Annotated in this window: 23 protein-coding genes and 1 pseudogene; 15 read left to right on the forward strand and 9 right to left on the reverse strand. The window is 74.8% G+C overall.

Translation table 11 applies throughout. From position 1 onward, the window contains the following. Positions 1-106: 106 nt before the first annotated feature. Positions 107-1,138: a ferrochelatase gene (locus tag AB0J86_RS14375; RefSeq protein WP_363857020.1), complete on the forward strand. Its 1,032-nt coding sequence runs from the start codon at positions 107-109 to the stop codon at positions 1,136-1,138. A 121-nt stretch (positions 1,139-1,259) separates the two neighbouring features. Further along, positions 1,260-2,039 carry an HAD-IIA family hydrolase gene (locus AB0J86_RS14380; RefSeq protein WP_363857022.1) on the forward strand — a complete coding sequence of 260 codons (780 nt, stop codon included), beginning with the start codon at positions 1,260-1,262 and terminating at the stop codon, positions 2,037-2,039. Positions 2,040-2,072: 33 nt separating this feature from the next. On the opposite strand, the gene AB0J86_RS14385 is transcribed toward AB0J86_RS14380, so the two are convergent. After that, positions 2,073-2,864 carry a hypothetical protein gene (locus AB0J86_RS14385; protein WP_363857024.1) on the reverse strand — a complete coding sequence of 264 codons (792 nt, stop codon included), beginning with the start codon at positions 2,862-2,864 and terminating at the stop codon, positions 2,073-2,075. Positions 2,865-2,958: 94 nt separating this feature from the next. Between AB0J86_RS14385 and AB0J86_RS14390 the strand changes: the two genes are divergently transcribed. Then, entirely contained in the window at positions 2,959-3,795 is an 837-nt protein-coding gene (locus AB0J86_RS14390; protein ID WP_363857026.1) for a DUF3097 domain-containing protein, read from the forward strand. Positions 3,796-3,860: 65 nt separating this feature from the next. Here AB0J86_RS14390 and AB0J86_RS14395 read toward each other — a convergent pair whose 3' ends face one another. Further along, positions 3,861-5,195 (reverse strand): serine hydrolase domain-containing protein, encoded by a 1,335-nt coding sequence (locus AB0J86_RS14395; RefSeq protein ID WP_363857028.1) that lies wholly within the window; start codon positions 5,193-5,195, stop codon positions 3,861-3,863. Between the two features lie 80 nt (positions 5,196-5,275). Between AB0J86_RS14395 and AB0J86_RS14400 the strand changes: the two are divergent. The 4 genes and pseudogenes from AB0J86_RS14400 to AB0J86_RS14415 all read left to right on the forward strand — a co-directional run. Then, positions 5,276-5,710 (forward strand): annotated as a pseudogene (locus AB0J86_RS14400) (NfeD family protein); the annotation flags it as partial. A gap of 119 nt (positions 5,711-5,829) precedes the next feature. Next, positions 5,830-6,948 carry an SPFH domain-containing protein gene (locus tag AB0J86_RS14405; protein WP_363857030.1) on the forward strand — a complete coding sequence of 373 codons (1,119 nt, stop codon included), beginning with the start codon at positions 5,830-5,832 and terminating at the stop codon, positions 6,946-6,948. A gap of 127 nt (positions 6,949-7,075) precedes the next feature. Then, positions 7,076-7,879, forward strand: a complete 804-nt coding sequence (locus AB0J86_RS14410; RefSeq protein WP_363857032.1) for a hypothetical protein — start codon at positions 7,076-7,078, stop codon at positions 7,877-7,879. A 59-nt stretch (positions 7,880-7,938) separates the two neighbouring features. Beyond that, positions 7,939-8,733, forward strand: a complete 795-nt coding sequence (locus AB0J86_RS14415; RefSeq protein ID WP_363857034.1) for an SDR family oxidoreductase — start codon at positions 7,939-7,941, stop codon at positions 8,731-8,733. A gap of 215 nt (positions 8,734-8,948) precedes the next feature. Here AB0J86_RS14415 and AB0J86_RS14420 read toward each other — a convergent pair whose 3' ends face one another. Next, positions 8,949-9,920, reverse strand: coding sequence for an MBL fold metallo-hydrolase (locus AB0J86_RS14420; protein ID WP_363857036.1), 972 nt, complete (start codon positions 9,918-9,920; stop codon positions 8,949-8,951). A 185-nt stretch (positions 9,921-10,105) separates the two neighbouring features. Between AB0J86_RS14420 and AB0J86_RS14425 the strand changes: the two genes are divergently transcribed. The 3 genes from AB0J86_RS14425 to AB0J86_RS14435 all read left to right on the forward strand — a co-directional run bounded on the left by AB0J86_RS14425 (position 10,106) and on the right by AB0J86_RS14435 (position 12,656). Further along, complete coding sequence (locus AB0J86_RS14425; RefSeq protein ID WP_363857038.1) at positions 10,106-11,356, forward strand: winged helix-turn-helix domain-containing protein; 1,251 nt, start codon at positions 10,106-10,108, stop codon at positions 11,354-11,356. Continuing rightward, entirely contained in the window at positions 11,296-12,105 is an 810-nt protein-coding gene (locus AB0J86_RS14430; RefSeq protein ID WP_363857040.1) for an RNA methyltransferase, read from the forward strand. Before AB0J86_RS14425 ends, AB0J86_RS14430 begins: the two co-directional genes overlap by 61 nt. 194 nt (positions 12,106-12,299) lie before the next feature. Beyond that, a complete protein-coding gene (locus AB0J86_RS14435) occupies positions 12,300-12,656 on the forward strand; it encodes a helix-turn-helix domain-containing protein (RefSeq protein WP_363857042.1) in 357 nt (118 codons plus the stop codon). Between the two features lie 10 nt (positions 12,657-12,666). On the opposite strand, the gene AB0J86_RS14440 is transcribed toward AB0J86_RS14435, so the two are convergent. Then, positions 12,667-13,113, reverse strand: coding sequence for a hypothetical protein (locus tag AB0J86_RS14440; RefSeq protein ID WP_363857044.1), 447 nt, complete (start codon positions 13,111-13,113; stop codon positions 12,667-12,669). 97 nt (positions 13,114-13,210) lie between these two features. Here AB0J86_RS14440 and AB0J86_RS14445 point away from each other — a divergent pair, with 97 nt between their 5' ends. Together AB0J86_RS14445 and AB0J86_RS14450 are read left to right on the forward strand one after the other, a co-directional pair. After that, positions 13,211-15,301 (forward strand): hypothetical protein, encoded by a 2,091-nt coding sequence (locus AB0J86_RS14445; protein ID WP_363857046.1) that lies wholly within the window; start codon positions 13,211-13,213, stop codon positions 15,299-15,301. Between the two features lie 135 nt (positions 15,302-15,436). After that, a complete protein-coding gene (locus tag AB0J86_RS14450; protein ID WP_363857048.1) occupies positions 15,437-16,606 on the forward strand; it encodes a winged helix DNA-binding domain-containing protein in 1,170 nt (389 codons plus the stop codon). Positions 16,607-16,668: 62 nt separating this feature from the next. On the opposite strand, the gene AB0J86_RS14455 is transcribed toward AB0J86_RS14450, so the two are convergent. After that, entirely contained in the window at positions 16,669-17,127 is a 459-nt protein-coding gene (locus AB0J86_RS14455; RefSeq protein WP_363857050.1) for a DUF1801 domain-containing protein, read from the reverse strand. Positions 17,128-17,249: 122 nt separating this feature from the next. Next, a complete protein-coding gene (locus AB0J86_RS14460; protein ID WP_363857052.1) occupies positions 17,250-17,705 on the reverse strand; it encodes a carboxymuconolactone decarboxylase family protein in 456 nt (151 codons plus the stop codon). Between the two features lie 169 nt (positions 17,706-17,874). On the opposite strand from AB0J86_RS14460, the gene AB0J86_RS14465 reads away from it, so the two are divergent. Next, positions 17,875-20,121: an NB-ARC domain-containing protein gene (locus AB0J86_RS14465; protein WP_363857054.1), complete on the forward strand. Its 2,247-nt coding sequence runs from the start codon at positions 17,875-17,877 to the stop codon at positions 20,119-20,121. 96 nt (positions 20,122-20,217) lie between these two features. On the opposite strand, the gene AB0J86_RS14470 is transcribed toward AB0J86_RS14465, so the two are convergent. Together AB0J86_RS14470 and AB0J86_RS14475 are read right to left on the reverse strand one after the other, a co-directional pair. Then, on the reverse strand, positions 20,218-20,634 hold the full coding sequence (locus AB0J86_RS14470) for an ASCH domain-containing protein (RefSeq protein WP_363857056.1): 417 nt from the start codon (positions 20,632-20,634) through the stop codon (positions 20,218-20,220). A gap of 85 nt (positions 20,635-20,719) precedes the next feature. Beyond that, positions 20,720-21,607 carry a DUF4253 domain-containing protein gene (locus tag AB0J86_RS14475; protein WP_363857058.1) on the reverse strand — a complete coding sequence of 296 codons (888 nt, stop codon included), beginning with the start codon at positions 21,605-21,607 and terminating at the stop codon, positions 20,720-20,722. 354 nt (positions 21,608-21,961) lie between these two features. Here AB0J86_RS14475 and AB0J86_RS14480 point away from each other — a divergent pair, with 354 nt between their 5' ends. Both AB0J86_RS14480 and AB0J86_RS14485 read left to right on the forward strand, forming a co-directional pair. After that, complete coding sequence (locus AB0J86_RS14480; protein WP_363857144.1) at positions 21,962-23,815, forward strand: sialidase family protein; 1,854 nt, start codon at positions 21,962-21,964, stop codon at positions 23,813-23,815. Between the two features lie 108 nt (positions 23,816-23,923). After that, positions 23,924-25,108: a HEAT repeat domain-containing protein gene (locus tag AB0J86_RS14485; protein WP_363857060.1), complete on the forward strand. Its 1,185-nt coding sequence runs from the start codon at positions 23,924-23,926 to the stop codon at positions 25,106-25,108. 115 nt (positions 25,109-25,223) lie between these two features. On the opposite strand, the gene AB0J86_RS14490 is transcribed toward AB0J86_RS14485, so the two are convergent. Beyond that, a complete protein-coding gene (locus AB0J86_RS14490; RefSeq protein WP_363857061.1) occupies positions 25,224-25,817 on the reverse strand; it encodes a TetR family transcriptional regulator in 594 nt (197 codons plus the stop codon). Positions 25,818-25,833 lie beyond the last annotated feature (16 nt).

Consider the following 25,833-nt stretch of genomic DNA (forward strand, 5'->3'; position numbering starts at 1 on the left):
GGGCCTTCCGGCGCCGGTGCCGGGTTAGGTCGTGTTCTGCCGATCTTGCCGTCCCGCGTCGGGCCCAGTCGACGACCGGCCGGCGGGGCGCGGAACAATAGGACGCATGGTGTACGACGCTGTTCTGCTGGTCTCGTTCGGCGGTCCGGAGCGGCCCGAGGACGTCCTGCCCTTCCTCGCCAACGTCACCCGCGGCCGGGGGGTACCGCCCGAACGGCTGGCCGAGGTGGCCGAGCACTACCAGCACTTCGGCGGCGTCTCGCCGATCAACCAGCAGTGCCGTGACCTGCTCGCCGCGATCCGCGCCGACTTCGCGGCCCACGGCGTCGACCTGCCCGTCTACTGGGGCAACCGGAACTGGCATCCGATGCTCGCCGACACGGTGGCGCAGATGCGCGACGACGGCATCCGGCACGCCCTCGCCTTCGTCACCAGCGCGTACGGCGGGTACTCGTCCTGCCGGCAGTACCTGGAGGACATCGCCGCGGCCCGCGCCGCCGTCGGACCGGACGCCCCGGTGATCGAGAAGCTGCGCCAGTTCTGGGACCACCCGGGCTTCGTCGAGCCGCACGCCGACGCGGTACGCGCCGCGCTGGCCACCCTGAGCCCGGCCCGGCGGGAGACCACCCGGCTGGTCTTCACGGCGCACTCGATCCCCACCTCGATGGCGGCCACGGCCGGCCCGGAGGGCGGCCGGTACGAGGCGCAGCTGCGGGAGACGGCCCGCCTGGTCGCCGCCGCGGCCGCCCCGGACCTGCGGTACGACCTGGTGTGGCAGAGCCGGTCCGGCCCGCCGCACGTGCCGTGGCTGGAGCCGGACGTCAACGACCATCTCAGGACGCTGCCGGGCGAGGGAATCACCTCCGTGGTGGTCAGCCCGATCGGCTTCGTCTCCGACCACCTGGAGGTGGTCTGGGACCTGGACAACGAGGCCGCCGAGACGGCGAAGCAGCTCGGGCTCGACTTCGTCCGGGCCGGCACCCCGGGCACCGACCCCCGGTTCGTGGCGATGGTCCGTGAGCTGGTCGCCGAGCGGCGGGACCCACCGGGGACCGCGCCGCGCCGGCGGCTCGGTACGCTCCCGGTCTGGGACGCCTGCTCGACCGGCTGCTGCGCGCCGCCGGCCCGGCGCCCCTGAGCCACTACCCGACCCCCGGAAGCGGGCGACCGGGTCCGCCCGGGCGGGCGACCGTTGTCGGCACCCGCTCGGCGGCGCGCCGGTCCCCGACCCCCCCCGAGCAGCGAAGCGAGCAGGTGGTATGAGCGAGCGCAAGCCGGTCGAGAGCTGGCTGACCGACATGGACGGCGTGCTGGTACACGAGGGCCAACCGGTGCCCGGGGCACCGGAGTTCGTCAACCGCCTGCGCGCCTCGGGCAAGCCCTTCCTGGTGCTCACCAACAACTCGATCTACACGCCCCGGGATCTCCAGGCCCGGCTGACCCGGATGGGGTTCGAAGTACCCGAGGAGTCGATCTGGACGGCGGCGCTGGCCACCGCCCAGTTCCTGGCCGACCAGCGGCCGGGCGGCACCGCGTACGTGATCGGTGAGGCGGGGCTGACGACCGCGATGCACGCGGTCGGCTACGTGCTGACCGACTTCTCGCCCGACTACGTGGTGCTCGGCGAGACCCGGACCTACAGCTTCGAGGCGATCACCAAGGCGGTCCGCCTGATCGACGACGGGGCCCGGTTCATCTGTACGAACCCGGACGCGACCGGCCCGTCGATCGAGGGCGCGCTGCCGGCGGCCGGCTCGGTGGCCGCCATGATCTCGAAGGCGACCGGGGTCGAGCCCTACTTCGTCGGCAAGCCCAACCCGATGATGATGCGTTCGGCGCTCAACACGATCAACGCGCACTCCGAGACCACCGCCATGATCGGTGACCGGATGGACACCGACATCCTCTGCGGGCTGGAGGCCGGGCTGGAGACGATCCTGGTGCTCACCGGCATCAGCACCCGTACCGAGGCCGAGCGGTACCCGTACCGGCCGTCGCGGATCGTCGACTCCGTGGCCGACCTGATCGACGAGATCTGAGGCGGCCGGTGGCGCCGGCCGGCGGGGTGGGAGTCAGCCGGCCAGCGGCGCGTTGCAGGCGGCGACCAGGGCCCGTCGGCAGGCGGTGGTGAGCGGGCGCAGCGCGGCGTCGCGCTGCTGCGCCTCGTAGCCGTTGACCGCCCCGCCCGGCGCGGCCTGCCCGGCCAGCGCCAGGACCCGGTCCAGCACGCTGGCGCGGGCGAAGAGCCGGCGGGACCGGGGGTCGAAGCCGGGCGGCAGGTCGGTGGCGCCGTCGGGGCGGCGCAGCGCGGCCAGCGCCCCGGCGAGTTCGGGCCGCCACTGGGCGATGTCGAGCCGGGTCAGCGTGGCGGTCGCCTCGGCGAGGGCGGCGGCGAGTTCGGCCTCGGCCTCGGCGGCGCTCGGCTCGCCCGCCCCGGCGGCGGTGGGGGCGGCGGGCAGCGGGTAGACCCGCCAGAGCACCGTCTCGAAGGTCACGCCCGAACCCGAGGTGTGTGTCCGTACCTCCGGAACCAGGCCCAGGTCGCGGGCGATGACGCCCTCCCCGGCGGTCAGCGCCGCGCCGGTGAACGGCCCGGGCCCGGGCAGGCCGCGCGGGTCGCCGGGGGCGGGCAGCACGAGCCGGATCTCGTCGGGGGAGAGCTTGGAGAGCGCCGCGAGGGCGTTGCCCAGCGGTACGTCGGTCCAGGTCCCGGGGGCGTCGGCGACGAGGTGCTCCTCGTCGCCCGCGACCTCGCCGGCGACCTCGTCGTAGGGGACCAGCCCGGCCCGCCAGGCGCGGACCCAGGCCACGAAGCGGCTCGAGCGGCGCGTGGCGAGCGTCGCCGCGTCCGTTGCGGGGGACATGCAGGCAAGGGTACGTGGTCCCCGCTGTGCTGTCTCGACGCCGCAGCGGCGCGTCTGCCCCACCGCGAGCCCGCCTCGGGCTACGGTCGCGAGCATGGGGAGGAGATACGCCGACGACGTGCTCGCCGGTGACTGGCGCCGGCGCAAGGTGGTGCCCGAGGTGCCGGCCGAGCCGGATCTCGTGGTCGAGGACGCGGACTCGGGCTTCTGTGGCGCGGTGGTCGGCTTCGAGTCCGGCGCCGTGACGCTGGAGGACCGGCACGGGCGGCGGCGCAACTTCCCGATGCTGCCGGCGGCCTTCCTGCTCGACGGCCGGCCGGTGACGCTGCGCCGGCCGGCGCCCGGTGCCGCGGCCCCGGCGCCGCGACGGCGTACCGCGTCGGGCTCGATCGCCGTGGACGGGGTACGCGCCCAGGTGGCGAAGGCGAGCCGGATCTGGGTCGAGGGCGTGCACGACGCCGCCCTGGTCGAGCGGATCTGGGGTGACGACCTGCGCATCGAGGGCGTGGTGGTGGAACCGCTGGACGGCATCGACGCGCTGGCGGCCGAGGTACGCGCCTTCGGGCCGGGGCCGGGGCGGCGGCTCGGCGTGCTGGTGGACCACCTGGTGCCGGGATCGAAGGAGAGCCGGATCGTCTCGGCGGTCACCTCGGCGCACGTGCTGGTCACCGGGCATCCGTACGTGGATGTGTGGCAGGCGGTGAAGCCGGCGGCGGTCGGCATCGACGCGTGGCCGGTGGTGCCGCCGGGGCGCCCGTGGAAGGAGGGCGTCTGCGCCGCGCTCGGGGTGGCCGAGCCGGCCGAGCTGTGGCGGCGCATCCTCTCCCGGGTGAACAGCTACCACGACGTGGAGACCCCGCTGATCAACGCCATCGAGCGGTTGATCGACTTCGTCACCGAACCACCACCCCCGCCCTCCTCGTCGATCTAGGGCAAATCCCCGTTGTTTGATCTCTAATCACCCAGATTTGCCCTAGATCGACGAGTCGGGTCGGGTCAACGGGTGAGGTAGGTTTCCGGGTCGCGGGTGAAGACGAAGGTGGCGATGTCCAGCGCCTCGACCCGGCCCGCCGCGTCCCGGCGTACCGCCAGGATCTCGCCGTCGTTCATGCCGGAGCGGCCCCGCCAGCGGTCCGGACCCTCCGGTACGAAGCGCCACGGCGCCGCCCCGGCCGGCCGGAGTACGGTGATCACCAGCTCCTTCGTCGTGGCGTCCCAGCCGGCCTCGTACTCCCGGGCCATCCACCACCAGCGGCCGGTCAGCTCCGCCACCTCGGCCGGGGGCGTCGCCGCGGTCGGCCGCCACCCCGCCGGGGCCGGGGCCGGCTCCGCGTCGAGCACCGTGGACAGCAGCCGGGTACCGAGCGCGCCGATGCTCCCGGTGCGCAGCCCGTACGCGTTGGCGTAGGCGACCACCCCGGTGCGCGACGCCCGGTGCACGGCGAGCGTGGCGACGTACCCGGGCATCGAACCGCCGTGGCCGACGCAGACCCGCTCGCCGACCCGGAACAGCTCCAGCCCGAGGCCGTGTCCGCTGGTCCAGGAGTCGAGGTCGCTCATCACCACCGGGGCGCACATCTCGGCCAGCGTCGCGGGGGCGAGCAGGGCCGGGTCCGGGTCCGCGAGGAACGCCGCCCAGCGGGCCAGGTCGGCGGCGGTGGACCAGAGCTGCCCGGCCGGCGCCATCGCGCCGGTGTCGGTACGCGGCTCCTCGTGCAGGGTGCCGTGCCAGGGGTGCACCAGGTAGGCCCGGGCGAACGGCTCCTGCGCCTGGTACGTGGTGCGGGTCATGCCGAGCGGTTCGAGCAGGCGGGCCCGGAGCAGCTCCCACCACGGCCGGCCGGCGACCCGCTCCAGCACCGCCCCGAGCAGCCCGTACGCCAGGTTGGAGTAGTGGTACGTGTGGTGCGGCGGGTAGGCGAGCTTCTCCGGGGTCAGCCCGGCCAGCAGCGCGGTCACGTCGCCACCGGTCGAGCGTTCCCACCATTCGCCCTCGGGTTCCCGTTGCAGCCCGCTGGCGTGGCCGAGGAGCTGGCGCAGCGTCACCGAGCCGACGGGCGTACCGGGCAGGTGCCGCTCCAGCGGGTCGTCGAGGGCGAGCCGGCCGGCGTCGCGGAGCTGGAGCACCAGTACCGCGGTCATGGTCTTGGTGATCGAGCCGATCCGGTACTGGGTGTCGGGGTCGGAGACCGGCTCTTCGCCGGCGGCGGCGAACGCGGCCAGCGTGCCGTCCCGGACGACGCCGGCCACCAGGGCGGGCGCCCGGCCGGCGAGCTGCGTTTCGGCGACGAGGTCCTGGATCCTTCGGGCGGTCTCCGCGGAGAGCGACATGCGGTGATCTTACGCAGGATGATGATCTTCGTTGCGGTACGGCGCTCGCGGCGCGTGCGCCAGCGTGCCACGATCGAGGGGTGGAGCCCCTGCTGTGGGTGGTGCTGGGCGTCGTGCTGGCGGTCGCGGAGATCTTCACGACGACGCTGTTCCTCGTCATGTTCGCGGTCGGCGCCTTCGCCGCCGCGGCCACGGCGGCGCTCGGCGCGCCGGTCTGGGCGCAGGCGCTGGTCTTCGCGGGCGTCTCGGCGCTCTCCGTGGTCGTGGTCCGGCCGATCATTCAGCGGCAGCTCGGCGACCAGGCGGGGGAGGCGGCGAGCCCGTTCGGGGCCGACGCTCTCCCGGGTGCCGGCGCGCTCGTGCTGGAACGGGTCGACGCCCACGGCGGCGTCGTCAAGATCGACGGTGAGATCTGGCGGGCCCGGGCGTACGACGCGACCCAGGTCCTCGCCCCCGGCGAGCGGGTACGGGTGATCGAGGTCCGGGGTGTGACCGCGCTCGTCTGGCGGGACGAGTTCGCGCCCCGGCAACGGCTCGACGAACCGCCCCGGCAACGGCTCGACGAACCGCTCAGGCCACCCGACGAACTACCCGGCTCGCCGGACGAGATACCCGAATCGAAGGGGTGAGTCGTATGGAGGTAGCGCTGGCGGTGCTGGTCGGCGCCGTGGCCCTGCTGACGGTGATAACGCTGGCCCGCGCCGTCCGGATCGTGCCGCAGCAGCGGCAGGACGTGGTGGAGCGGCTCGGCAAGTACAAGCGGACCCTCAGGCCGGGGCTCAACCTGCTGGTGCCGTTCATCGACGCGGTGCGCGAGAAGGTCGACATGCGCGAGCAGGTGGTCACCTTCAAGCCGCAGCCCGTGATCACCTCGGACAACCTGGTCGTCCAGATCGACACGGTGCTCTACTTCAAGGTCGTCGACGCGGTCCGGGCCACGTACGAGATCGCCGACTTCCTCAGGGCGATTGAGCAGCTCACGGTCACCACGCTGCGCAACGTGATCGGCTCGCTCGACCTGGAGCGCGCGCTGACCAGCCGCGAGGAGATCAACCGGCACCTGTCGGGCGTACTCGACGAGACCACCGGGCGCTGGGGGATCAAGGTGACCCGGGTCGAGATCAAGGCGATCGAGCCGCCGCCGAGCATCCGCGACTCGATGGAGAAGCAGATGCGCGCCGAGCGGGACCGCCGGGCCGCGATTCTCAACGCCGAGGGGCTCAAGCAGGCGCAGATCCTCACCGCCGAGGGCGAGAAGCAGGCGGCGGTGCTGCGCGCCGACGGCGACCGGCAGGCCCGCATCCTCCAGGCCGAGGGGCAGGCCAAGGCGATCCGTACCGTCTTCGACGCGATCCACCAGGCCAACCCGAGCCAGAAGGTGCTCGCCTACCAGTACCTCCAGGCGTTGCCGCAGATCGCCAACGGCCAGGCGAGCAAGGTCTGGATCGTGCCGGCCGAGCTGACCAAGGCCCTGGAGGGGATGGGCGGCGCGCTGGGCGGCCTGAGCCAGATGGTCGGGGACGCCCCGTCGGCCCAGGCGTCCGCGGACGCGAGCGCGGTGGAGCGGGAGGCCGCCGAGGCGGCGCGGGTCGCCGCCGCGGCGGCCCAGGAGATCAACGACGAGGTACGCGCGGCCGAGGTGCAGACCGCGCCCGGCGGTACGGTGCCGCAGCAGTTGCCCGCCCCCGAGCCGGTACCGCCGGCGAGCCTGCTGGGCGACGCTCGCCGATCTAGGGCAAATCCACGCGATTAGAGATCAACTAACGACGATATGCCCTAGATCGCGGGGGGCTAGCTGTCACGATCGCCTTGGGGAGCGTCGCCGTGCGGGGCCATCCCCCGACGGCATCGCCCTGAGCGGAGCGAGGTGAGTGACGGAGATGACCCAGCACCCCACGGATCCCCCACGGGCGGCCGGTACCGGGCCGGCGACCGAGTACCCGACCCCGGCGGCCCGACCCCGGACCGGCGGCTTCGGCCTGCTCCCGTTCGTCGTGGAGAAGCCGGCGGCGCTGCCGGCCAGCGACGCGAGCTGGGCGTTCTCGCTGCGCCGGTTCGCGCGCGGCGCGGTCTGGCTGCTGCCCACCTACGGTGCCCTGCTCGCCCTGGTGACGCTCTTCGGGCCGGACGTCGGGGTCCGGCCCTTCGCGCCCCGCGCGAACCCGATCCTGCTGTTCGGCTGGATGCTGGCGGTATGGCTCGGGCTGATGGCGCTGCTCGCCCTGGCCGGTCTGCTGATCACCTCGCGCAGCCGAGGGATCGCGGCGGCCGGGCTGCTGGTCACGCTCGGTGGGACCGTGCTCATGCTGCCGTTCGTCGGGCTGCCGCAGTGGGACGCGGTCTACCACGTCGACGCGCGCGTCCTGGCCCTGATCGGCGGCACCGTCTACTCCGCGGGCTGGCTGCTCGCCGGCTGGGCGGTGATCCGCTCCGGGGTGTTCAGCTACGCCGACGGGGGGCTGCTGATGGCCTCCGCGCCGCTGCTGGGCGTGGGCGGGCTGCTGGTCGGGGCCCTGCAGACGTACGGGGGGATGCTGGCGCTCGCGGGCGGCATCGGGGTGGCCTGGCGTACCGGCCGACTGGTCCCGGAGGCGGGGGAGGCCACCGCGCTCCACTCGGCGCCGGGCACGGTCGCCGCGCGGGCCGCCGCCGCGGACGGGGGTGGGAGCATCGCGGCGCCCTGACCTGCGGTCCGCCACCGCGCTTCCCTGCGACGGCAGGGGGATACGGGTAGATTGCCCGGATGAACATTGATCTTTCCGGTAGGACGGCGTTCGTCAGCGGCTCCACCCAGGGCATCGGACGGGTGATCGCGGCCCGGCTCGCGGCGGCGGGCGCCACCACGATGATCAACGGGCGGGGTACCGAGCGGGTCGAGTCCGTCGTCGCCGAGCTGCGGGCCGAGCAGCCCGACGCACGGATCGACGGGATCGCCGCCGACGTCGCCACCCCGGCGGGTGCCGCCACCGTCTTCGAGGCGCTGCCCGAGGTCGACATCCTCGTCAACAACCTCGGGATCTTCGCGCCGCAACCGGCCCTGGAGATCGACGAGGAGACCTGGCAGCGGTACTGGGAGGTCAACGTGCTCTCCGGCATCCGGCTGACCCGGCACTACCTGCCCGGGATGCGGGACCGGGGCTGGGGTCGGGTGCAGTTCATGGCCAGCGACTCGGCCGTGGTCATCCCGGCGGAGATGGTCCACTACGGGGTGACGAAGACCGCGCTGCTCGGCGTCTCGCGCGGCTTCGCCAAGGCGATGGCCGGCACCGGCGTGACGGTCAACGCGGTGATCGCCGGCCCGACCCACACCGAGGGGGTCGAGGAGTTTGTCCGCGCCCTCGTCGGCGACGAGCTGCCCTGGGAGCGGGCGCAGGTCGAGTTCATGCGCCGGCACCGGCCCAACTCGCTGGTCGAGCGCCTGATCGAGCCCGAGGAGATCGCCAACATGGTCGTCTACCTCAGCTCCGAGTACGCCTCGGCCACCACGGGCGGCGCGCTGCGCGTCGACGGCGGCTACGTCGACAACATCGTCCCCTGAGGTGGCGCGCCCACCCGCTGTTCCGGGCCCGCGTGGCCCGGCCACCGTTCGTGGGGCAGCGTGCCGCCGGTCCGGCGCTCACCCCTGTCCATGATCGCGCTCACCGACACGACCTCCGAGCGGGCCGTCCGGTGACATCCCGGGGCGGGGGACCGCCGATGGTACGGGCGAGGGCGCGCCCGAGCACGGGCACGCCCCCGCCCGCGGGTGGTTCGTCAGCAGGCGGTGACGAAGGGCTGCCGCAGGTGGTTCGTGGCGAGCAGGGCACGGTGCTCGGCGGCGTCGGTCAGCACCCGCCGCCGGGTCTGCCGGGCGGCCTCCTGGTCATCCTCGTAGACGTAGCCGACCGCCGGGTTGATTAGCTGCACCGCGTGTACCAGCACGTCGCCGGTGACCAGGATCCGCCGGTGGTCGCCCTCGACCAGCACCGACTGGTGGCCCGGGGTGTGCCCGGGCGTGGGCACCAGGGTGATCCGCTCGCCGGCCCGCCCGGCCAGCCCTCCGTCGCCGACGAGCGCGTACCGGCCGTCGACCGCGTGCAGCTGGCCGGTACGCCGCAGCGGCTCGACCGTCCAGCTCATCGCCGCCTCGTTCCCGCCCGCCTCCACCGCGGCCAGCTCGGTGCGCTGCACCACGTACCGGGCGTGCGGGAAGGTCGGCACCCCGTCCGGGCTCACCGACCAGCCGATGTGGTCGCTGTGGATGTGCGTGAGGACCACCGTGTCGACGTCGGACGGGTCGATCCCGGCCGCGGCCAGCTCTTCCGGGAGCCGGCCGGGGACCGGCGCCCAGCCCGACGCCGGGCTGCCGGCCGGGCCGACGCCGGTGTCGACGAGCACCACCCGGCCGCCGGGGCGGCGGATCGCGTAGCAGCGGAAGTCCAGGTTCCAGGTGCCGTCGGGTCCGAACGCGGCCGGGTCCCGCCAAGCCGCTCGCGCCCAGTCGTCGGCGGACGCCTCGGGGAAGGCCTCCCCCCGGGTGACGAAGAACGGACCGGTGGCGTCGTACAGCGCCAGTACCTCCAGCCGGCCGACCGAGCGGACCAGCTCGGAGGGGCGGCGGGGCCGGGCCGGCGCGCCGGCCGCCGCGGTGCCGGCGCCCGTGGCCGCGCCGGCCGCGACCCCGACGGCCGCCGCGCCTAGCAGAAACGTCCGTCGTCCGATTTGATGGTGTACGTGGTCCCGCATGCTCTCTCCTCCTTGGCGTTTCACGGCCCGGGCGGTGCGCCGTGCGCGGCCCGGACCCGGCCCAGTCGATCAACGGTGGTCCGGAGCCGACGAGGGATTCGAGGGACTTCGAATGTGCCGCCCGCCGGGGCACGGGCCCCGGGAGACCCCGCCGGCGGGTACGCGCGCACGGGGGAGGCCGGGCCGTGATCAGCATCGCCCTGGACGCGAACGGGCTGGTCCGCTCGCGGTTCGCGCTCTCCCGGCTGGCGGAGCTGACCTGCGGGCTCGAGGTGCTGGCCCACCCCGGCCGGGCCCCGTACGCCCGGGGCTGGGTCGAGCGGACGCGGCGCCGGCTGCGCCGGGACGACCTGGGCCTGCTGCTCGCGGTCGTGGAGCGGGCGACCTGGTACGTGCCGGACTTCCTGGTTCCGGTGCCGGCCACGTACGAGCCGACGCTCGCCGACGAGCTGGCGGCGGTCGCGGCCACGCCGCCCGAGGTGGTGCGCGACCAGCTGCGGGCGGCGTTCCGGATCGGCCCGCCGCCACCGGGGCCACTGCCGCACGCCGCGCCCGCCCCGGTCACCGGCGCCCGGGCACCGGCGTCCGGGCCCGCCGACCCGGGCGCGCCGCCCGCCGCCGCCGATCCCCGGCCCGCGCCGCCCGCCGAGGTCGCCGAGGCGCTGGCCGGGGGCGAGGCGGCCCTGGCCGGGGCCCTCGCCGAACAGCTGGGTCGGTGCTGGGAGCGGGCGCTGGCCGACTCGTGGCCGGTGCTGCGGCGGCTGCTCGACGAGGACGTCCGGCACCGGGCCGCGCTCGCCAGCCAGGTGGGGCTCGGCGAGATCGTGAGCGGCATCCACCCGAGGCTGCGCTGGGACGGGCGGCGGCTGACCCTGGGGCTGCCGTACGAGGTGAGTCGGGAGGACGCCACCGGGCTGGTCCTGATCCCGTCGGTCTTCCTGCCCCGGGTCGCGGTCTGGCTCGGCAACCCGTCCGGGGTGCTGGTCGGGTACCCGGCCCGGGGGCGGGGACAGGTGTGGGCCGGCCCGCGCCCGTCGCCGTACGGGGCGAAGATGCTCGGGCCACGCCGGGCCGAGCTGCTCGCCGACCTGGCCCTGCCCCGCTCGACCACGGAGCTGGCCACCCGGCACCGGCTCAGCCCGGCGACCGTCTCGTACCATCTCGGCCGCCTGCACGCGGCGGGACTGCTGCGCCGCCGGCAGGACGGGCACAGCGTGCTGTACGAGCGCACCGAGCGGGCCGAGGTGCTGCTCGTCGCGATCGACCCGGCCCACGCGCCCGTCGCGATCGACCCGGCCCACGCCGCCGGTGCGGCCGGGACCGGCGGGGGACAGCGGTCGCCGGCCGGTCCCGGCCGCGAGGCAGAATCGGCGGCGTGGGCGTCGAAGAGATCACCGAACCGGGCGACGAGCGGATCGCCGACTACCGCGCGCTGACCGACGTCGAGCTGCGTACCCGGTGGGAGCCGCCGCACGGTCTCTTCATCGCCGAGGGGGAGCTGGTGCTGCGGCGGGCGCTGCGGGCGGGCTACCGGCCGCGCTCGTTCCTGGTCGACGCGAAACGGGTCGACCAGATCGAGGACCTGGACACGGGGGAGGCGCCGGTCTACGCCGCCGCGCCGGAGGTGTTGCAGGCCGCCACCGGCTTCCACGTGCACCGGGGCGTGCTCGCCTCGTTCCATCGCAAGGAGCTGCCCGAACCGGCGACGGTGCTGGCGACCGCGCGGCGGGTGGCGATCCTGGAGGACGTGAACAACCACACCAACCTCGGTGCGGTTTTCCGAGGCGCCGCCGCGCTCGGCGTCGACGCGGTGCTGCTGTCGCCGACCTGCGCCGACCCGCTCTACCGGCGCAGCGTACGGGTCAGCATGGGCGAGGTCTTCGCCATCCCGTACGCGAAGTTCGACCGCTGGCCGGGCGGCCTGGAGCAGGTGCGGGCGGCCGGATTCACGGTGCTCGCGATGACGCCCGCCCCGGACGCCGTACCGATGCAGCGGCTGACCCCGGCGCAGCGGGAGCGGGCCGCGCTGCTGCTCGGGGCCGAGGGCCCCGGCCTGACCCCGGCGGCGCAGGCGGCCAGCGACGTACGGGTGGTGCTGCCGATGCGCCGCGGGGTCGACTCGCTGAACGTGGCGGCGGCCGCCGCGGTCGCCTTCTGGGAGCTGGGCCGCGACGACCCGCTGTGAGGCGGGCCCGGTCCGGCGAGCGGGTCTGCCGGCGAGCGGGTCTGCCGGCGAGCGGGTCTGCCGGAGAGCGGACGCCCCTCCCAGACGCGCCGGTAATGCGGCATTACGGGCAGATCGCCGGACGGCGGGCGGCGATTCGGGCACCGAAGCTGCTTCGGTGCGAGGAGTTACCCCGGCGTGGCTACTATTGGCCCGTGACCACGACCCCCTCCAGCTCGGCGGAGGAAGACTTCTGCCTGCGTGGGGACGCCGCGCTGGCCCGGGCCTTCGCGATCCTGGGCAAGCGCTGGTCGGGGGTGGTGCTCGGCAGCCTCAGCGACGGGCCGGCGGGGTTCCGGGAGCTGTCCCGGGCGATCAACGGGGTCAGCGACTCCGTGCTCTCCGACCGGCTCGCCGAGCTGACCGAGCTGGGGCTCGTCACCCGCCAGGTCGAGCCCGGCCCGCCGGTGGCGGTCTACTACGAGCTGACCCCGCGCGGGCGGGCGCTCCTCCCGGCCCTGCACGAGATCTCCCGCTGGGCGCAGGAACACCTGGCGCCGGAGGCGGACTGACCGGACGGCCCTACGACCGGCCGTGGCGCACCGACCGCCACGCGTCGAACGCCCAGGCCGAGTCGTCGCCGTCCGCGCCCCGGAAGAGGGTCTCCAGGTACTCGCCGGCGACGAAGCTGTAGCCGTGCAGCGCGTACCGCGGCTGGCCGCCGGGCGGATGCCGGTACCACCAGGCCGCGCGGAATCCGACCCCGTTGCCGCCGCCCTCGCCGATCCTTCCGGTCGGGTCCGGCGGCAACCGCCCGTCCAGGTCCGCCAGGATCTCCAGCTCACTCGCGCAGCGCCAGGCGTCCCGCACGGCCGTGACCAGCAGACTCCGGCCCGGCGCCGTCCACAGTCGACCGTCCGGCGCGTCGTCGCGCGACGCCGGCCCGCCACGGCTCCCGGACCGCCGTCGCGGCGGGGACCACTCGCCCGGTAGCTCCAGCGACCAGAGGTCGTCCAGTTCGACGCGCATGCCGTGGCTCCCCCGCCCGTTCCCCGATCGTCCTCCGCCGCCGGGGTATTGCACCACGACCCCGTTCTCGTCGGACCGCTCTGGCAGCATGCCCGGCATGACGGACGCACCCGACCCCTTCGCCGGTCTCGACCAGGTCCGCTGGGGCCGCATGCGCCACGCGTACGGACCCGCCACCGAGCTGCCGGGACTGCTGCGCGGCCTGGTCGACCCCGACCCGGCGGTACGCGAGGCGGCCCTGGGCGCGATGTACGGCGGCGTACACCACCAGGGCGACGTCTACACCTGCACGGTCGCGGCGATCCCGTTCCTGCTGCGCATCGCGGCGCGTTCGGAGCTGCCGGGGCGGCCCGAGGTGGTGCGGCTGCTGGCGAGCATCGGCTACGCCGAGGACCCGACCGGCCTGACCGGGCGCTACCGGGAGGCGAACGAGGCGGTCGCCGCGGCGTACCCGCTCTGGGAGCGACTGCTGGCCGACCCGGACCCACGGCTGCGGGAGGCGGTCGTGCGGCTCCTGCCGGCCTGCGTGGACCGCGCCGCGCAGGTGCTCGCCCACCTGCTCGACCGCTTCGCCGCCGAGGACGACCCGGGGGTGCGGGGCGCGACCGTACGGGTCACCGCCGCCCTCGCCGGTCGCGGCGAGAGCACCGCCGAGGTCCGGCGCTGGCTCGCCGAGCTGGTCTCCGGCGATCCGGACCCGCGGCTGCGGCTGGTGGCGCTCGCCGAACTCACCGCGCTGCCGGCCGGCGCCGCTGCCGGTGCCGCGCTGCCCGCTGGCGCCGCTGCCGGCGCCGCTGCCGGTGCCGCGCTGCCGCCCGTCGCCGTCGGCGACGCGCTGGAACTGCTCGGCGTCGTCTACGAGACGGCCACGCCCGGGGTGGGGCAGGTGGGCGTGGCGCCGGCCGAGGACCTGGTCCGTGCCGTCAGCGACTCCTACGGCGACCGGGTCGACGAGCGCACCCGGCTGCTCACGGCCCTGCTGGCCGCCCCGGATCCGGAGCGCCGGCGCGACGCGCTCTACCCGGCCGGCAACCTCGTCGACGGTTGGCGCGGCCGGTACGACGAGCTGATCGCGCTGGTCGGGGCGCGGCTCGGCGACGGCGACCCGGGGCTGCGCCAGCGCGCCGTACAGGTGCTGGAGCACCTGGGGCCGCTCGCGGCGCCCGCCGCCGACGCCCTGGCGGCCGCGCTCGCCGAGGCCGAGCGGGCAACGCGACCCTCCACGACGGACGATCGCCTCTCCTGGGTGCGCGAATGGGGCAGCGGACTGCCGACGGTCGGTCCGGCGCTGCGCGCGCTCGCCGGTACGGGCGACCCGCGGGCGCTGCCGATGCTGGGCTGGGCGCTCGACCGGGACGAGATGCCCCGCGACGTGGGCTACCTGCTGGCCGGCTTCGGTCCGCGCGCGGCGCCGCTCGTGCCGCTGCTGCGTCGCCGGCTGGTGGACCTGCCGCCCGCCGAGGGCGGCGACGACCGCCGCGACAGCCTCGTGACGGCGCTCGCCCGGATCGGCCCGGACGCCGCCGCCGCGCTGCCCGAGCTGCTCGCCCTGCCGACCACCCCGGCCGTGCTGCGGGCGCTCGCCGCGACCGGGGCCGACCTCGACGCGTGCCGGCCGGTGCTGCGTACGGCGCTCGCCTCGGACGACCGGCGGACCGCGCTGGCCGCCGGGGCCGCGCTGTGGCGGCTCGCGGCCGACCGCGACGCGGCCCTCGACGTCGCGAACCGCTACCTGGGCGGCGACGACTTCGCCGTCCGGGAGGCGACCGACCTGCTCGCCGAGGTCGGTCCGGCGGCCCGGGCCCGGGCCGGCCGGCTGCGGCAGCTGACCCGCCGCAGGGATTCGCACGGCTGGCTGCCGCTGGGCGCCGCGCGGGCGCTGTGGCGGGTCACCCGCGACCCGGAGCCGGTGCTGCCGGTGCTGGACCGGGTCTGGCGGCTCAACCCGCACACCCGCCGCGACGTCGCCGCGCTCTGGGCGGAGCTGGGACCGGCCGCCGCCGGCGCCCGCGACGCGCTCACGGCCGAGCTGGCCCGGGCGCGCCGGCACAACGCCCGGGAGGGCGGCTACAGCACCGGGCAGGTACGCGACGACGAGGAACTGCTGCGCCTGTGCCGTACCGCCCTCGCCGCCCTGGACGGGGCGGTGCCGCCGGCCCTGGTCCCCGCCGCCGACACCAGGCGTTAGCGTGACGGGACGGAACCCGCCGGCGCGAGGTCGGGGCGCGGTCGAGGTAGGGGCCGGGAGAACGTCGTACCGGGCGGCGATACTCGCGGGCGCGGAGGCGCGGCACCGGGGCCGGCGTCCGCAGGGAGGACAGCGGTGGAACTGACCCCGGCCGACGTGCTCGGCCTGCGCATGACCAGCCTGTTGCTGCGGCCCGGCGCGACGCCGCACCCGGGGGCCCAGCCGCACCCGGGCGCCCGGCCGGACGCGCGCCCGGACGACGTGACCGGGGTGGTCACCTGGTTCGGCGCCATGCAGTCGCAGGACCTCGCCAGCGGCATGTGGTCGCTCGGCTGCCGCCTGCCCGGACGCACCTGGGACGACGTGCACGCCGCGTTGGAGCGCCGAGAGGCGCTGCGGACCTGGCCGATGCGGAGCACGGTGCATCTCGTGCCACCCCGCGACGCGCGCTGGATGCTCGACCTGATGGGGCCGCGCGTACTGGCCGGCGCCGCCGCCCGGCGGGCCACGCTCGGGCTGGACGAGGCCACCGCCAACCGCGCGGTCGACGTGCTCGCGGCCGCGCTCGCGGGCGGCGGGCGGCTCACCCGCTCGCAGTGCGTGGCCGCGCTCGCCGAGGCCGGGATCGAGCCGGCCGGGCAGCGCGGCTACCACCTGCTCTGGTACGCCAGCCAGCTCGGCGTCACCTGCGTCGCCCCGAACATCGGCAAGGAGCAGACGTTCGTGCTGCTCGACGAGTGGGTGCCGGATCCGCACCGGCCGGAGCGCGACGAGGCGTTGGGGATCATGGCGGTCCGCTACTTCCGCAGCCACGGGCCGACCACCCGCCAGGACTTCGCCGGCTGGACCGGCCTGACCGCGGCCGACGCGAAGCGGGGCATCGAGGTCGCCGGCGACGAGCTGGTGTCGGTACGGGTCGACGGCCGGGAGATGTTCGCCAGCCCGGCGCTGCTCGACGCGTACGACCCGGGCGCGGCCGGCTCGTACGGGGACGAGGTCCTCGTCCTGCCCGGCTTCGACGAGTACCTGCTCGGGTTCAAGGACCGGTCGCTGATGGTCGCCGAGGAGCACAAGCAGGCGATCATCCCGGGCGGCAACGGCGTGTTCCAGTCGACGGTGGTCCGCGACGGCCGGGTCGTCGGGACGTGGAAGCGGACCACGGGCCGCCGGGAGACCACGATCGACGTACGCCCGCTGGTGCCGCTCGGCGCCGGCGACCGGGTACGGGTGGCGGCGGCCTTCGAGCCGTACGGGCACTTCGTCGGCCAGCCCCTGCGGATCAGGTGGTCCGACGCCGCCGGGTAGGCAACCCCGGCGGCGTCGGACGGGATCCCGGGCGTCCCGGGCCTGGGCCGTGTCCTGTCGCCTCAGCCCACCGCCCGCCGCACGAGCGCGCCGATCCGCGCCTCGCTCTCGGCGGTCAGCTCGGTCAGGGCGAAAGTGGTCGGCCACATGGCGCCGTCGTCGAGGTTCGCCTCGTCGCTGAAGCCGAGCGTCGCGTACCGGGTCTTGAACTTCGCGGCGCTCTGGAAGAAGCAGAGCACCTTGCCGTCGCGGGCGTACGCGGGCATGCCGTACCACAGCTTCGGGGTCAGCTCCGGCGCGTTCGCCCTGATCAGGGCGTGCAGTCGTTCGGCGAGCGCGCGGTCGGACGGCGACATCTCGGCGATCTTCGCGAGCACCTCGCTCTCCGTGTCGGCCTTGGCGCTCCGCCGGGCGCGCGTCTTCAGCTCCTTGGCGCGCTCCTTCATCGCGGCGCGCTCCTCGTCGGTGAAACCGTCGTACTTCTCGCCCTCGGCGGTGGTGTTCTTCTTCGTGGTCGGCATGACTATCTTCCTATCGGTATTAGTTCTGGTTTGGGCGGTATCGGCCGGTTTGGCCGGGGTCGAGATGGACGCCGTCGGCGGTTCAGCCGTGATCGACGTCGTCGGTCATGGTCGGGGACGGGTCACCAGGCGCCCGCCTGCTGGCGGGTCGGCGCGTTGAGCCGGTTGTAGGCGTTGGTGAGCGCGATGTTGAGCAGCAGCGCGGCCAGTTCCCGCTGGTCGAAGTGGGTGGCGGCCACGTCCCACACCCGGTCCGGTACCGGGTCCGCCCGGTCGGCGAGCCGGGTCACGGCCTCGGTGAGGGCCAGCGCGGCCCGCTCCTCGCCGCCGAACCAGGGCGTTTCCCGCCACGCCGCGACGGCGTGCAACTGGTCGTCGGTCGCGCCGTGCCGGCGGGCCTGGTGGGCGCCGCCGGCCACGCACGGGCCGCAGCCGTTGATCTGGCTGGCGCGCAGGTGGCTCAGCGCCAGCAGCCTGCCGTCCACCCCGGCGTTCCCCACGGCGCCGTTGAGCGCCATCAGGGCCTCCATCGCCTCGGGGATCAGGGTCGCCGGGTTCGGCATCCGCTCGGTCGCCATCGCTTTCTCCTTCGTCGTGGGTGTCGCTGACGGGAGTCATCCGATCATCGGCGCGCCGGACCCGGCGCGGCCCGTGGGACACCGTGGGACAGGTGGACCGCGACTGACCAGCGCAAACGCGGCGCCGATCCGGTGTCGTGGCGCGGGACGCGACCGGTACGGTGTTGCGGTGTCCAGCCCCCAGGAGCGACTGGTGGCCCAGCTCGCCCAGATCAAGGAGCTGAGCGGGCTCAGCCTGCGCGGCCTCGCCCGCCAGGCGGATCTCAGCAGCTCGTCCCTCTCCCGATACCTGAGCGGTCGGCTCGTACCGCCGTGGGAGGCCGTGGTGGCGCTGTGCCGGGCCGTGTCGCGCGACCCACGGCCGCTGCGTCCGGTCTGGGCCGAGGCGGCCAAGGCCGGCGCGGCGCCCGCCCCGCGCCGCAACGACCTGCCGGCGGACCTGTTCGACTTCACCGGCCGGGAGGCGGAGTCCGCGCTGGTCGAGGAGCTGCTGCGCAGCGCCGGCGCGGTCACGGTCGACGGCATGGCGGGCGTGGGCAAGACCAGCCTGGCCGTGCACGTGGCCCACCGGCTCGCCCCGGCGTATCCCGACGGCGGGCTCTACCTCGATCTGTGCGGCTTCACCCCCGGCCAGGAGCCGCTGGAGCCGTACGCCGCGCTGGGCCGGCTGCTGGGCGCGTTGGACGTCCCGCACCCGCCGGCCGGCACCGCCGAACGCGCGGCGCTCTGGCGGTCGGAGCTGTCCCGGCGACGGGTTCTCGTCGTGCTCGACAACGCGGTCGACGCGGAGCAGGTGCGTCCGCTGCTCCCCGGCGCGGGGAAGTCCGCGGTCGTGGTCACCAGCCGCCTGCGCCTGGTCAGCCTCGACGGGGTGCCGCCGGTGTCCCTGGAGCCGCTGACCGACGACGACGCGGCGCGGCTGTTCGGCCGGGCGGCCGGGCTGCCGACCAGCGAAGAGGAGGCGGTCGGCCAGGTGCTGCGGCAGTGCGGTGGGCTTCCGCTCGCACTGCGGATGGCGGGCGCGCGGCTGCGCCACCGCCCGGGCTGGACGGTGGCGGTGCTGGCCGAGCGGTTGCGGGCCACCCCCGGCCGCTTCGACTCGGTGTTCGGCATGTCGTTGCAACAGCTCGACACGGTCCAGCGGCGGGTGTTCCGGCTGCTCGGCGTGCTACCGGGCGCCGACTTCGACGCGGCGGTGGCGGGCGCCCTCACCGACCTGCCGGCCGATCGGCTCGACGCGGCACTGGAGGAGCTGGTCGACGCGCACCTGGTCGAGGAGTCCTCGCCCGGGCGGTACCGGATGCACGACCTGATCCGGCAGTACGCGGCGGACCTCGCGGCCGACGAGGAACCGCAGGCCGAAGCAGCCCTGCGTCGGGTCCTGGGGCACTATCTGGCGCAGGCCGTCGCCCACGACCGGACCCTGCCCTCGCCCCAGCGCAGGCAACCCGCGCCGGGCGATCCGGCGAAGGCCATGGCCTGGTTCGACCTCGAATACGTCAACCTGGTGGCCGCCTTCGACGCCGCCGCGCGGCTCGGCCTGGACGAGGTCGTGGCCGAGCTGCCGCAGGCCATGCGGGTCTGGTTCTTCCGGCACCGCGGCACCGACGACCAGGCCCGCATGCTGGAGGCCGCCGCTGCGGCCGCGGCACGGCTCGGCCGCCACCGGCAGCGGGCCTCGCTGCTCGCGGAGCTGGGCTACGCCCGGGCCGCCGCCGGGCGCCTCACCGACGCGCTCGCCGCCTACGAGCTGGCCGAGCGGTCGGAACCGGACGACGAGACCGCCGCCGCGCTGGCGCTGCGTACCGGCTTCGTCCGTCGCGATCTCGGCGACCTCGAAGCGGCCCGGGCGTACTTCCGGCGGGCACGCGAGCTGTTCGAGCGGCTCGACAGCCGCGCCGGGCGGTCCCAGGCGTTGGCCTTCGACGGGTGGGTGACCCTCCACCTCGGGCGGCGCGGTGAGGCCGTGGAACTCGCCCGGGCGTCCGTCGCCCTCGCGGAGGGGCCCGCGCAGATCACCGGGCTGGTCACCCTCGGTGTCGCGCTGGCGCCCGACGACCCGGCCGAGTCGCTGCGCGCGTTGCGCGACGCGTTGCGGCTCTCCGAGGAGAACAACCTGCGACACAACCAGGCGTGGAGCCACAACTACCTCGGCGTCGCGCTGCGGATCACGGGTGCGCCGGAGGAGGCGCTCGAACACCACCGGCGGGCCTTCGAGCTGTTGGAACCGCTGGCCGAGGTGCAGATGGAGATCGACTTTCTGCACACCTACGCGGAGACGTGCCGCGTGGCGGGTCGCCCGGACGAGGCGCTGGCGCTGCTCGACCGGACCATCGCGCTGGCCCGTGAGCTGGGCCGGCCGTACGACGAGCAGCGCGCCCGTGCGGCGCGGGAGAACGTGCTCGCCGCCCGCTGAACCGCCGGCCGCGCGGAGTACGCCGGCGCCCGCTGAACCGCCGGCCGCTGAGGCCCGTGAGCCCTTCGGGTGCCGATCCCACCGGCCGCGCGTGGGTCAGAGCGCCGCGACGAGGCGGAACCGCTCCAGCACGACGGGCGTGTCGTCGTCCACGGTGAAGCCCGGGTCGCCCAGCCAGCCCCGGTAGTCGGTCCCGTGCCAGTACTCCTCGTGCCCGGCCCGCCAGGCGGCGACCGAGTCGTGCCCCTCACCCTCGTCGCGGGCGTGGTCGAGGTCGACGTCGCCGAGCCGGCTGACCCGTACCTCGGTCACCTCGATCACCGCGACCCTTCGGCCGGCGGAGTCGACGACGGCCGCGCGAGCCCCCACGACCGGCAGCGGCTCGCCGTCGATCTCGTAGTCCTGGAGCAGGCCGGTGGTGGAGGTCTTCGTCCCGTCGAGGACGGCCGCCACCAGCCGGTCGCGCAGCGGACCGGGGAAGGCGAACTCGAACACAGGGAGATCGTCGATCACCCGGAAAGGCTAGCGAGCCGCTGCCGGCGGCGGGCGCCAGATCCACCACCGGCCACCCGGCCCCGCCGAGGCCAACCCCTGCGGCTCACGGTCGGGAGAACAGGACCCACCGGTTCCGGTGGGGCAGCAGGCGGGCGTGCTGGCGCAGCGCCACGTCGGGGGTGACGAAGGTGCTCTCGGCGACCGCGTGGTGCTCGACGGCGAGTCGCCAGGCGTCGTCCGGGCTGCCGGGCGGGCGGGTGACCCGCAGCCAGCTCGTCACCTCCAGCGCGGCCACCGGCTCCGCGCCGTAGCGTTCGTACCAGCGGCGGGCGGCCGCGACGAGCAGGTCGTGGCCGTACCAGCAGGCGTCGTAGAGGGTGTGGACGTACGCGTAGACCGCCCACGGTCGCGCGACCGGCAGCAGTACGAGCGCCGGGTCGTCCTCCCGCCCGAACCAGTCCTGGACGCCGGCGTCGGGCTCGTGCACGGGCTCGTGGGTGCGTTCCCACTCGAACAGGTGCCGCTCCACGGCGATCGGGGCGGGCTCGTCGCCGCCGACGGCCGCCCGGATCCGAGCGGCGGGTGGGGCGTCGCCGTAGTCGGCGAGGGTGCGCGACCGGTGTCGTTCGACGGTCCGCTCGGCGTCGTCGTTGCCGAGCTGACCGCGGAGCAGGTCGGCCATCCGGGCGTCCACGTCGATCGTCTCGGCCCGGGCCAGTACGGCCGCCGGGCCGCTGTCGGCGCCGTCCGCGCCCTCCTCGAAGTAGAACCGCGAGAAGATTTCCCCGTCGTGTGCCTCGGTGCGCTGGCACAGCACCGGCCAGCGGCCGGTCCGGTGGACCGCGTCCCGCGCGGCGGCCCACCTGTCGAGCATCTCGTCCCGGGAGACGTCGACGACCAGTGCCGTGCCCGCACCGGCGGCGTCCAGGGCGAGGGCCTTCCGGCCGGTCAGCCCGGCGGCGTCGAGGACAGACTGGGTGGATTCATCCACGCGCGGAGCCTACTGCCCATGCGGTTCCCCCGCGCTCCCGTGCCCGAGGGGCATGGTCGTTCCGCCCATGACATGGGACGTCCTGCCCCGTCACGCCGCCGCGATGCGGGCGCCCCGTGGGTGGTCTCGGCGGTGGTTCGCCGTACGCCACACCGCTGGCATGCGCTTCCTCCCGTCGTACGGCGCCCGGCCGGTACGAGGACTTGTGACCGCTCGAACGCCGGACATAGGATGTCCGGCAATTCGAACTCCACCGCCGATCGACCCGATCCGCCCCTGCGGTGACCAGTGGAGGTAGCGCATCCGATGACGAGACAGGCACGCGGCCCAGGGCGCCGCCGACTGTTGTCCACAGTGGTGGTGGCGGCGCTGGCCGCCGCCCTGATCACCAGCGGCGCCGCCCACGCCGCCGAGCCGTACCACGAGGAACGGGCGGTCTACACGGCGAACACGGACGGATACTTCTGCTTCCGCATCCCGGCGATCGTGAAGGCCACCAACGGCGACCTGCTGGCGTTCGCCGAGGGCCGGATCAACAACTGCGACGACCGGGGCGACATCGACCTGGTGCTGAAGCGGTCCCACGACGGCGGCCGTACCTGGGGTCCGTTGCAGGTCGTGTCGCGCGGCAACGGCGAGACGCACGGCAACCCGATGCCCATCGTGGACGAGCGGACCGGCCGGATCGTGTTGTTCACGACCCACAACCCGGGCACCGGAAGCGGTGGCCGGGACCCGTTCCTACAGGTCAGCGACGACGACGGCGCGACCTGGAGCGCGCCGCGGGAGATGGCCGAGCTGATGCGGCCGGAGTGGACCTCCTGGTACGCCACCGGCCCGGTCCACGCCATCCAGCTCAGGCGCGGCCCGCACGCCGGGCGGTTGGTGATGAGCGCGAACCACGAGTCTCCCGGGCCGGACGGGCAGCCCGTGGCCGGCGTCCACCTCGGCTACAGCGACGACGGCGGGGAGACCTGGCACCTCGGCGCCAGCGCGGGTGGCGCCGCCGCCGACATCTTCGTCAACGAGTCGACCCTGGTGGAGCTGACCGACGGGCGGATCTACGTCAACGTGCGGGAGGGCGGCACGGCCGAGGGCACGAGGGCGTACGCGATCTCCAGTGACGGCGGCGAGAGCTACGACGCGCCGTTCCAGATGGTGCCGGAGCTGACCATGCCGGTCGTGCAGGGAGCGCTGCTGCGCCTCACCGCCACCGACGAGGGTGACGCGCGCGACCGCATCCTCTTCTCCGGACCCGCCAACCCCGGCAAGCGCGAGGCCCTGACCATCCGCTCCTCGTACGACGAGGCCCGGACCTGGGAGAGCTGGCAGGAGGGCAAGGTCATCAGCTGGGGCCCGGGCGGCTACTCCGACCTGGTCAAGATCGAGGACGATCCGGTCGCGGGCCCCGTGGCCGGAGTCCTGTACGAGGGTGGCGTGGCCGCCCTCTACGAGGTGATCCAGTTCGTCAGGTTCAACGAGGCGTACCTCGACACGCCGAACGGTTCGCCGCCGAGCCTGCCGCCGCCACCGCCGCCCGGACCGACGACCCCGGACGCCTCGCCACGCTACGACAACACCGCCTACGTGCGCGGCGGCGCGACCCTGGGCGAGGGGCGGTACGGCCGAGGGCTCGCGCTCGACGGCGTCGACGACCACGTCGAGGTGCCCTTCGGCTCGGCCGTCGACCTGGCGGACGACCCGTTCACCGTCATGACCTGGTTCCGCTACCGGGAGACCACCGGCAGCATCGTGCTCTGGTGGTTCTACCAGGTGGGTACCGGCGCCGCGCAGATCTGGCTGCGGGCCGAACCGGCGAGCAACCGCATCCGGGGCGTGGTCGGTACCGGCCAGGGCGACGCGAACATCACCATCGCGGGCGCGTACAACGACGGGCTCTGGCACCACGTCGCCATGCGACGGACGGCGACCCGGGTCACGGTCCTCATCGACGGCGCCACCGTCGCCGACCTGGCCGCTCCGCGCGGCTCGGTGACCACCGGCAAGGAGTTCGGCATCCACAGCGTCTACCTCGGTCGGCGCGTCGACGGGTTGAACAACACGTTCCACGGCGGCCTCGACGAGTTCCGCGTCTACGGCCGCGCCCTCAGCGACCAGGAGCTACGGGAGATCCGGCAGCACAACGCCCCCATCGCCGGGCAACTGCGGCTCCGCCTCCCCTTCGCCACCATCACCCCCCAGCGGTAGGCGCAGGTGCCCCGCCGTCCGGCCGGACGGCGGGGCACGACGTCCGTGGTGGGCCAGCAGACGAATGCCGCCGAGCCGCAACCGGCAGCGGTGTGGCATGGTGGCCTGATGATCGACAGCGTCGGGGCGCTGGCGGCCGTCATCCGGCACGCCGTCGAGTTGGAGGACGACTACGACGACATCGCACCGACCCTCGCGGCGCTGGCGTCCTGCGGGGACACCACCCTGGTGCCCCGCCTGCACGAGGCGCTCGATCGGTTCCTGGACGAGGAGAATTTCTACGGCCGCGACCTGATCGCCGGCATCCTCGCCGGCATCGAGGGTACGGCGGCGCTCCCGGCGTTGCTGCGCGCCTCGGCCCGCGACCTCGGCGACGACCAGGACAGCTTGAGCGGCGAAATCATCGATCTGCTGCGCAGGGACCAGGCGTCCGCCCGGCGTACGGTGCTCCAGTTCGTCGCGAGCGAATCGCCCGAACTGCGCCGGGCCGGATTGTGGGCGCTCGGATTCGTGGCGGAGACGGGGGATGTCGGGCTGCTGGCCGCCGCGGCGACCGACACCGACCCGGAGGTCCGGTCCCTGGCGATCGGCTCGATCCCCGATCCCGTCGAGGACGCGCGGGCATTTCGTGTGCTCGTTCAGGCGTTGCGCGACCCGGACGATCGGGTGCGGGTGTCGGCGATCAGCAGGCTCGGCTCCACCGGCCGCCCCGACGCCGTCGCGCCGCTCGTCGCCCTGGCCGATGACGAGGCGGCCCGGGTACGGTCCATGGTCTCGTACGCACTCGGCCGGCTGGGTGCCGAGGAGGCGACCCCGGCCCTGCTACGGCTACGTCACGATCCTGACCGGGACGTCCGCGAGCGTGCGGTGGAGGCCCTCGGCTCGGTCGGCGGGCCGGCCGCCGTCGACGCGCTGCTGAACCTCGCCGCCGACGAGGATCCGCGGTCGCGGGTCCTGGCCGCCAGGGCGCTCGGGAGGGCGGCTGAATCGGATCCCCGCGTACCGGGCCAGCTCGGGAGGCTGGCGCGGGACGGCGAGGCGGTGGTCCGGGCGGCCACCCTCAGCGGGCTCGTGAGCGCCGGAGGCGAGCCGTCGCGCTGGGCGCCGCTCGTCGCCGGACTGGCGGACGACCCGGATCCGGTGGTGCGGCAACGGGTCGCGGTCACGGCACGCCACCTCGTACCGGCCGCGGCCCCCGAGATCCTCCAGCGGTATGCCGACGACCCCGACCAGAACGTGCGCCGGGTCGCCGCCCTCGAACTGGGCCGGCTCTCCGATTCGGCTGCCCGCTGACCCGGCCCGGGTTGGCGAACCAGGCGGCGCGCCACGCGGGCCTGAGCCGGGCCGGGGGAGCGGGAGCTGACGCGGTGGCGACCGCTGCCCGCCCACGTCTCGCCGCATGCGGGGGTCAGGGCTGTCGCATCGCCCCGGCCATGACGGTGGTCACGACCTTGCGTACGGCCGCGGCCTCCGGCGGGCTCTCCTTCCGCTCGGTGAAGAGCAGGTGCGCGGCCCCGATCAGGGTGCCCGCGAGCGTGTCGAGGTCGGCGTCGGCGTCGATCCGGCCCCGGTCCCGTTCGGCCGCCAGGTACGAGGCGATCATGGCGGCGCCCTCGCCGGCGAGCGGGAACCGGGCGGTGCCGGCCGCACGCAGCCGCCGGCGCAGCTCGTCGCGGGCGATGACGAGGGTCACGATCGACACCATGACCGGATCGAGGAGGTTGATCAAAGCGCCGGTCAGGTTGTCGGCGACGGTGCCGGTCCCGGCCGCGTCGCGTAGGGCGGCGGCCTGTGCCTCGACCTGGGCGATGCAGTCCAGCACCAGCTCGGCGAGGAAGGCGTCGAAGTCGGCGAAGTGCCGGTGCAGGACGCCCTTGGCGACGTCGGCCTCCGTGGTGACCGCCCGGCTGGTCAGCCCGGTGACGCCGTCCCGGGCCAGCACCCGTACGGCCGCGTCGAAGAGCTGTCGGCGCGGGTCTCGCAGTGCGACGCCGGTCGGCAACGCGCACCCCTTCCCT

Source organism: Micromonospora sp. NPDC049559, from assembly GCF_040676675.1.
Classification (GTDB): domain Bacteria; phylum Actinomycetota; class Actinomycetes; order Mycobacteriales; family Micromonosporaceae; genus JBFAPK01.

Excerpts from the sequence above, each read along its gene's own strand:
- AB0J86_RS14395 (WP_363857028.1), bottom strand. The coding sequence starts at position 5,195 with ATGTCGCTCTCCGCGGAGACCGCCCGAAGGATCCAGGACCTCGTCGCC.
- AB0J86_RS14415 (WP_363857034.1), top strand. The coding sequence starts at position 7,939 with ATGAACATTGATCTTTCCGGTAGGACGGCGTTCGTCAGCGGCTCCACC.
- AB0J86_RS14420 (WP_363857036.1), bottom strand. The coding sequence starts at position 9,920 with ATGCGGGACCACGTACACCATCAAATCGGACGACGGACGTTTCTGCTA.
- AB0J86_RS14485 (WP_363857060.1), top strand. The coding sequence starts at position 23,924 with ATGATCGACAGCGTCGGGGCGCTGGCGGCCGTCATCCGGCACGCCGTC.
- AB0J86_RS14405 (WP_363857030.1), top strand. The coding sequence starts at position 5,830 with ATGGAGGTAGCGCTGGCGGTGCTGGTCGGCGCCGTGGCCCTGCTGACG.
- AB0J86_RS14440 (WP_363857044.1), bottom strand. The coding sequence starts at position 13,113 with ATGCGCGTCGAACTGGACGACCTCTGGTCGCTGGAGCTACCGGGCGAG.
- AB0J86_RS14460 (WP_363857052.1), bottom strand. The coding sequence starts at position 17,705 with ATGGCGACCGAGCGGATGCCGAACCCGGCGACCCTGATCCCCGAGGCG.
- AB0J86_RS14445 (WP_363857046.1), top strand. The coding sequence starts at position 13,211 with ATGACGGACGCACCCGACCCCTTCGCCGGTCTCGACCAGGTCCGCTGG.
- AB0J86_RS14385 (WP_363857024.1), bottom strand. The coding sequence starts at position 2,864 with ATGTCCCCCGCAACGGACGCGGCGACGCTCGCCACGCGCCGCTCGAGC.
- AB0J86_RS14455 (WP_363857050.1), bottom strand. The coding sequence starts at position 17,127 with ATGCCGACCACGAAGAAGAACACCACCGCCGAGGGCGAGAAGTACGAC.
- AB0J86_RS14410 (WP_363857032.1), top strand. The coding sequence starts at position 7,076 with ATGACCCAGCACCCCACGGATCCCCCACGGGCGGCCGGTACCGGGCCG.
- AB0J86_RS14375 (WP_363857020.1), top strand. The coding sequence starts at position 107 with ATGGTGTACGACGCTGTTCTGCTGGTCTCGTTCGGCGGTCCGGAGCGG.
- AB0J86_RS14390 (WP_363857026.1), top strand. The coding sequence starts at position 2,959 with ATGGGGAGGAGATACGCCGACGACGTGCTCGCCGGTGACTGGCGCCGG.
- AB0J86_RS14380 (WP_363857022.1), top strand. The coding sequence starts at position 1,260 with ATGAGCGAGCGCAAGCCGGTCGAGAGCTGGCTGACCGACATGGACGGC.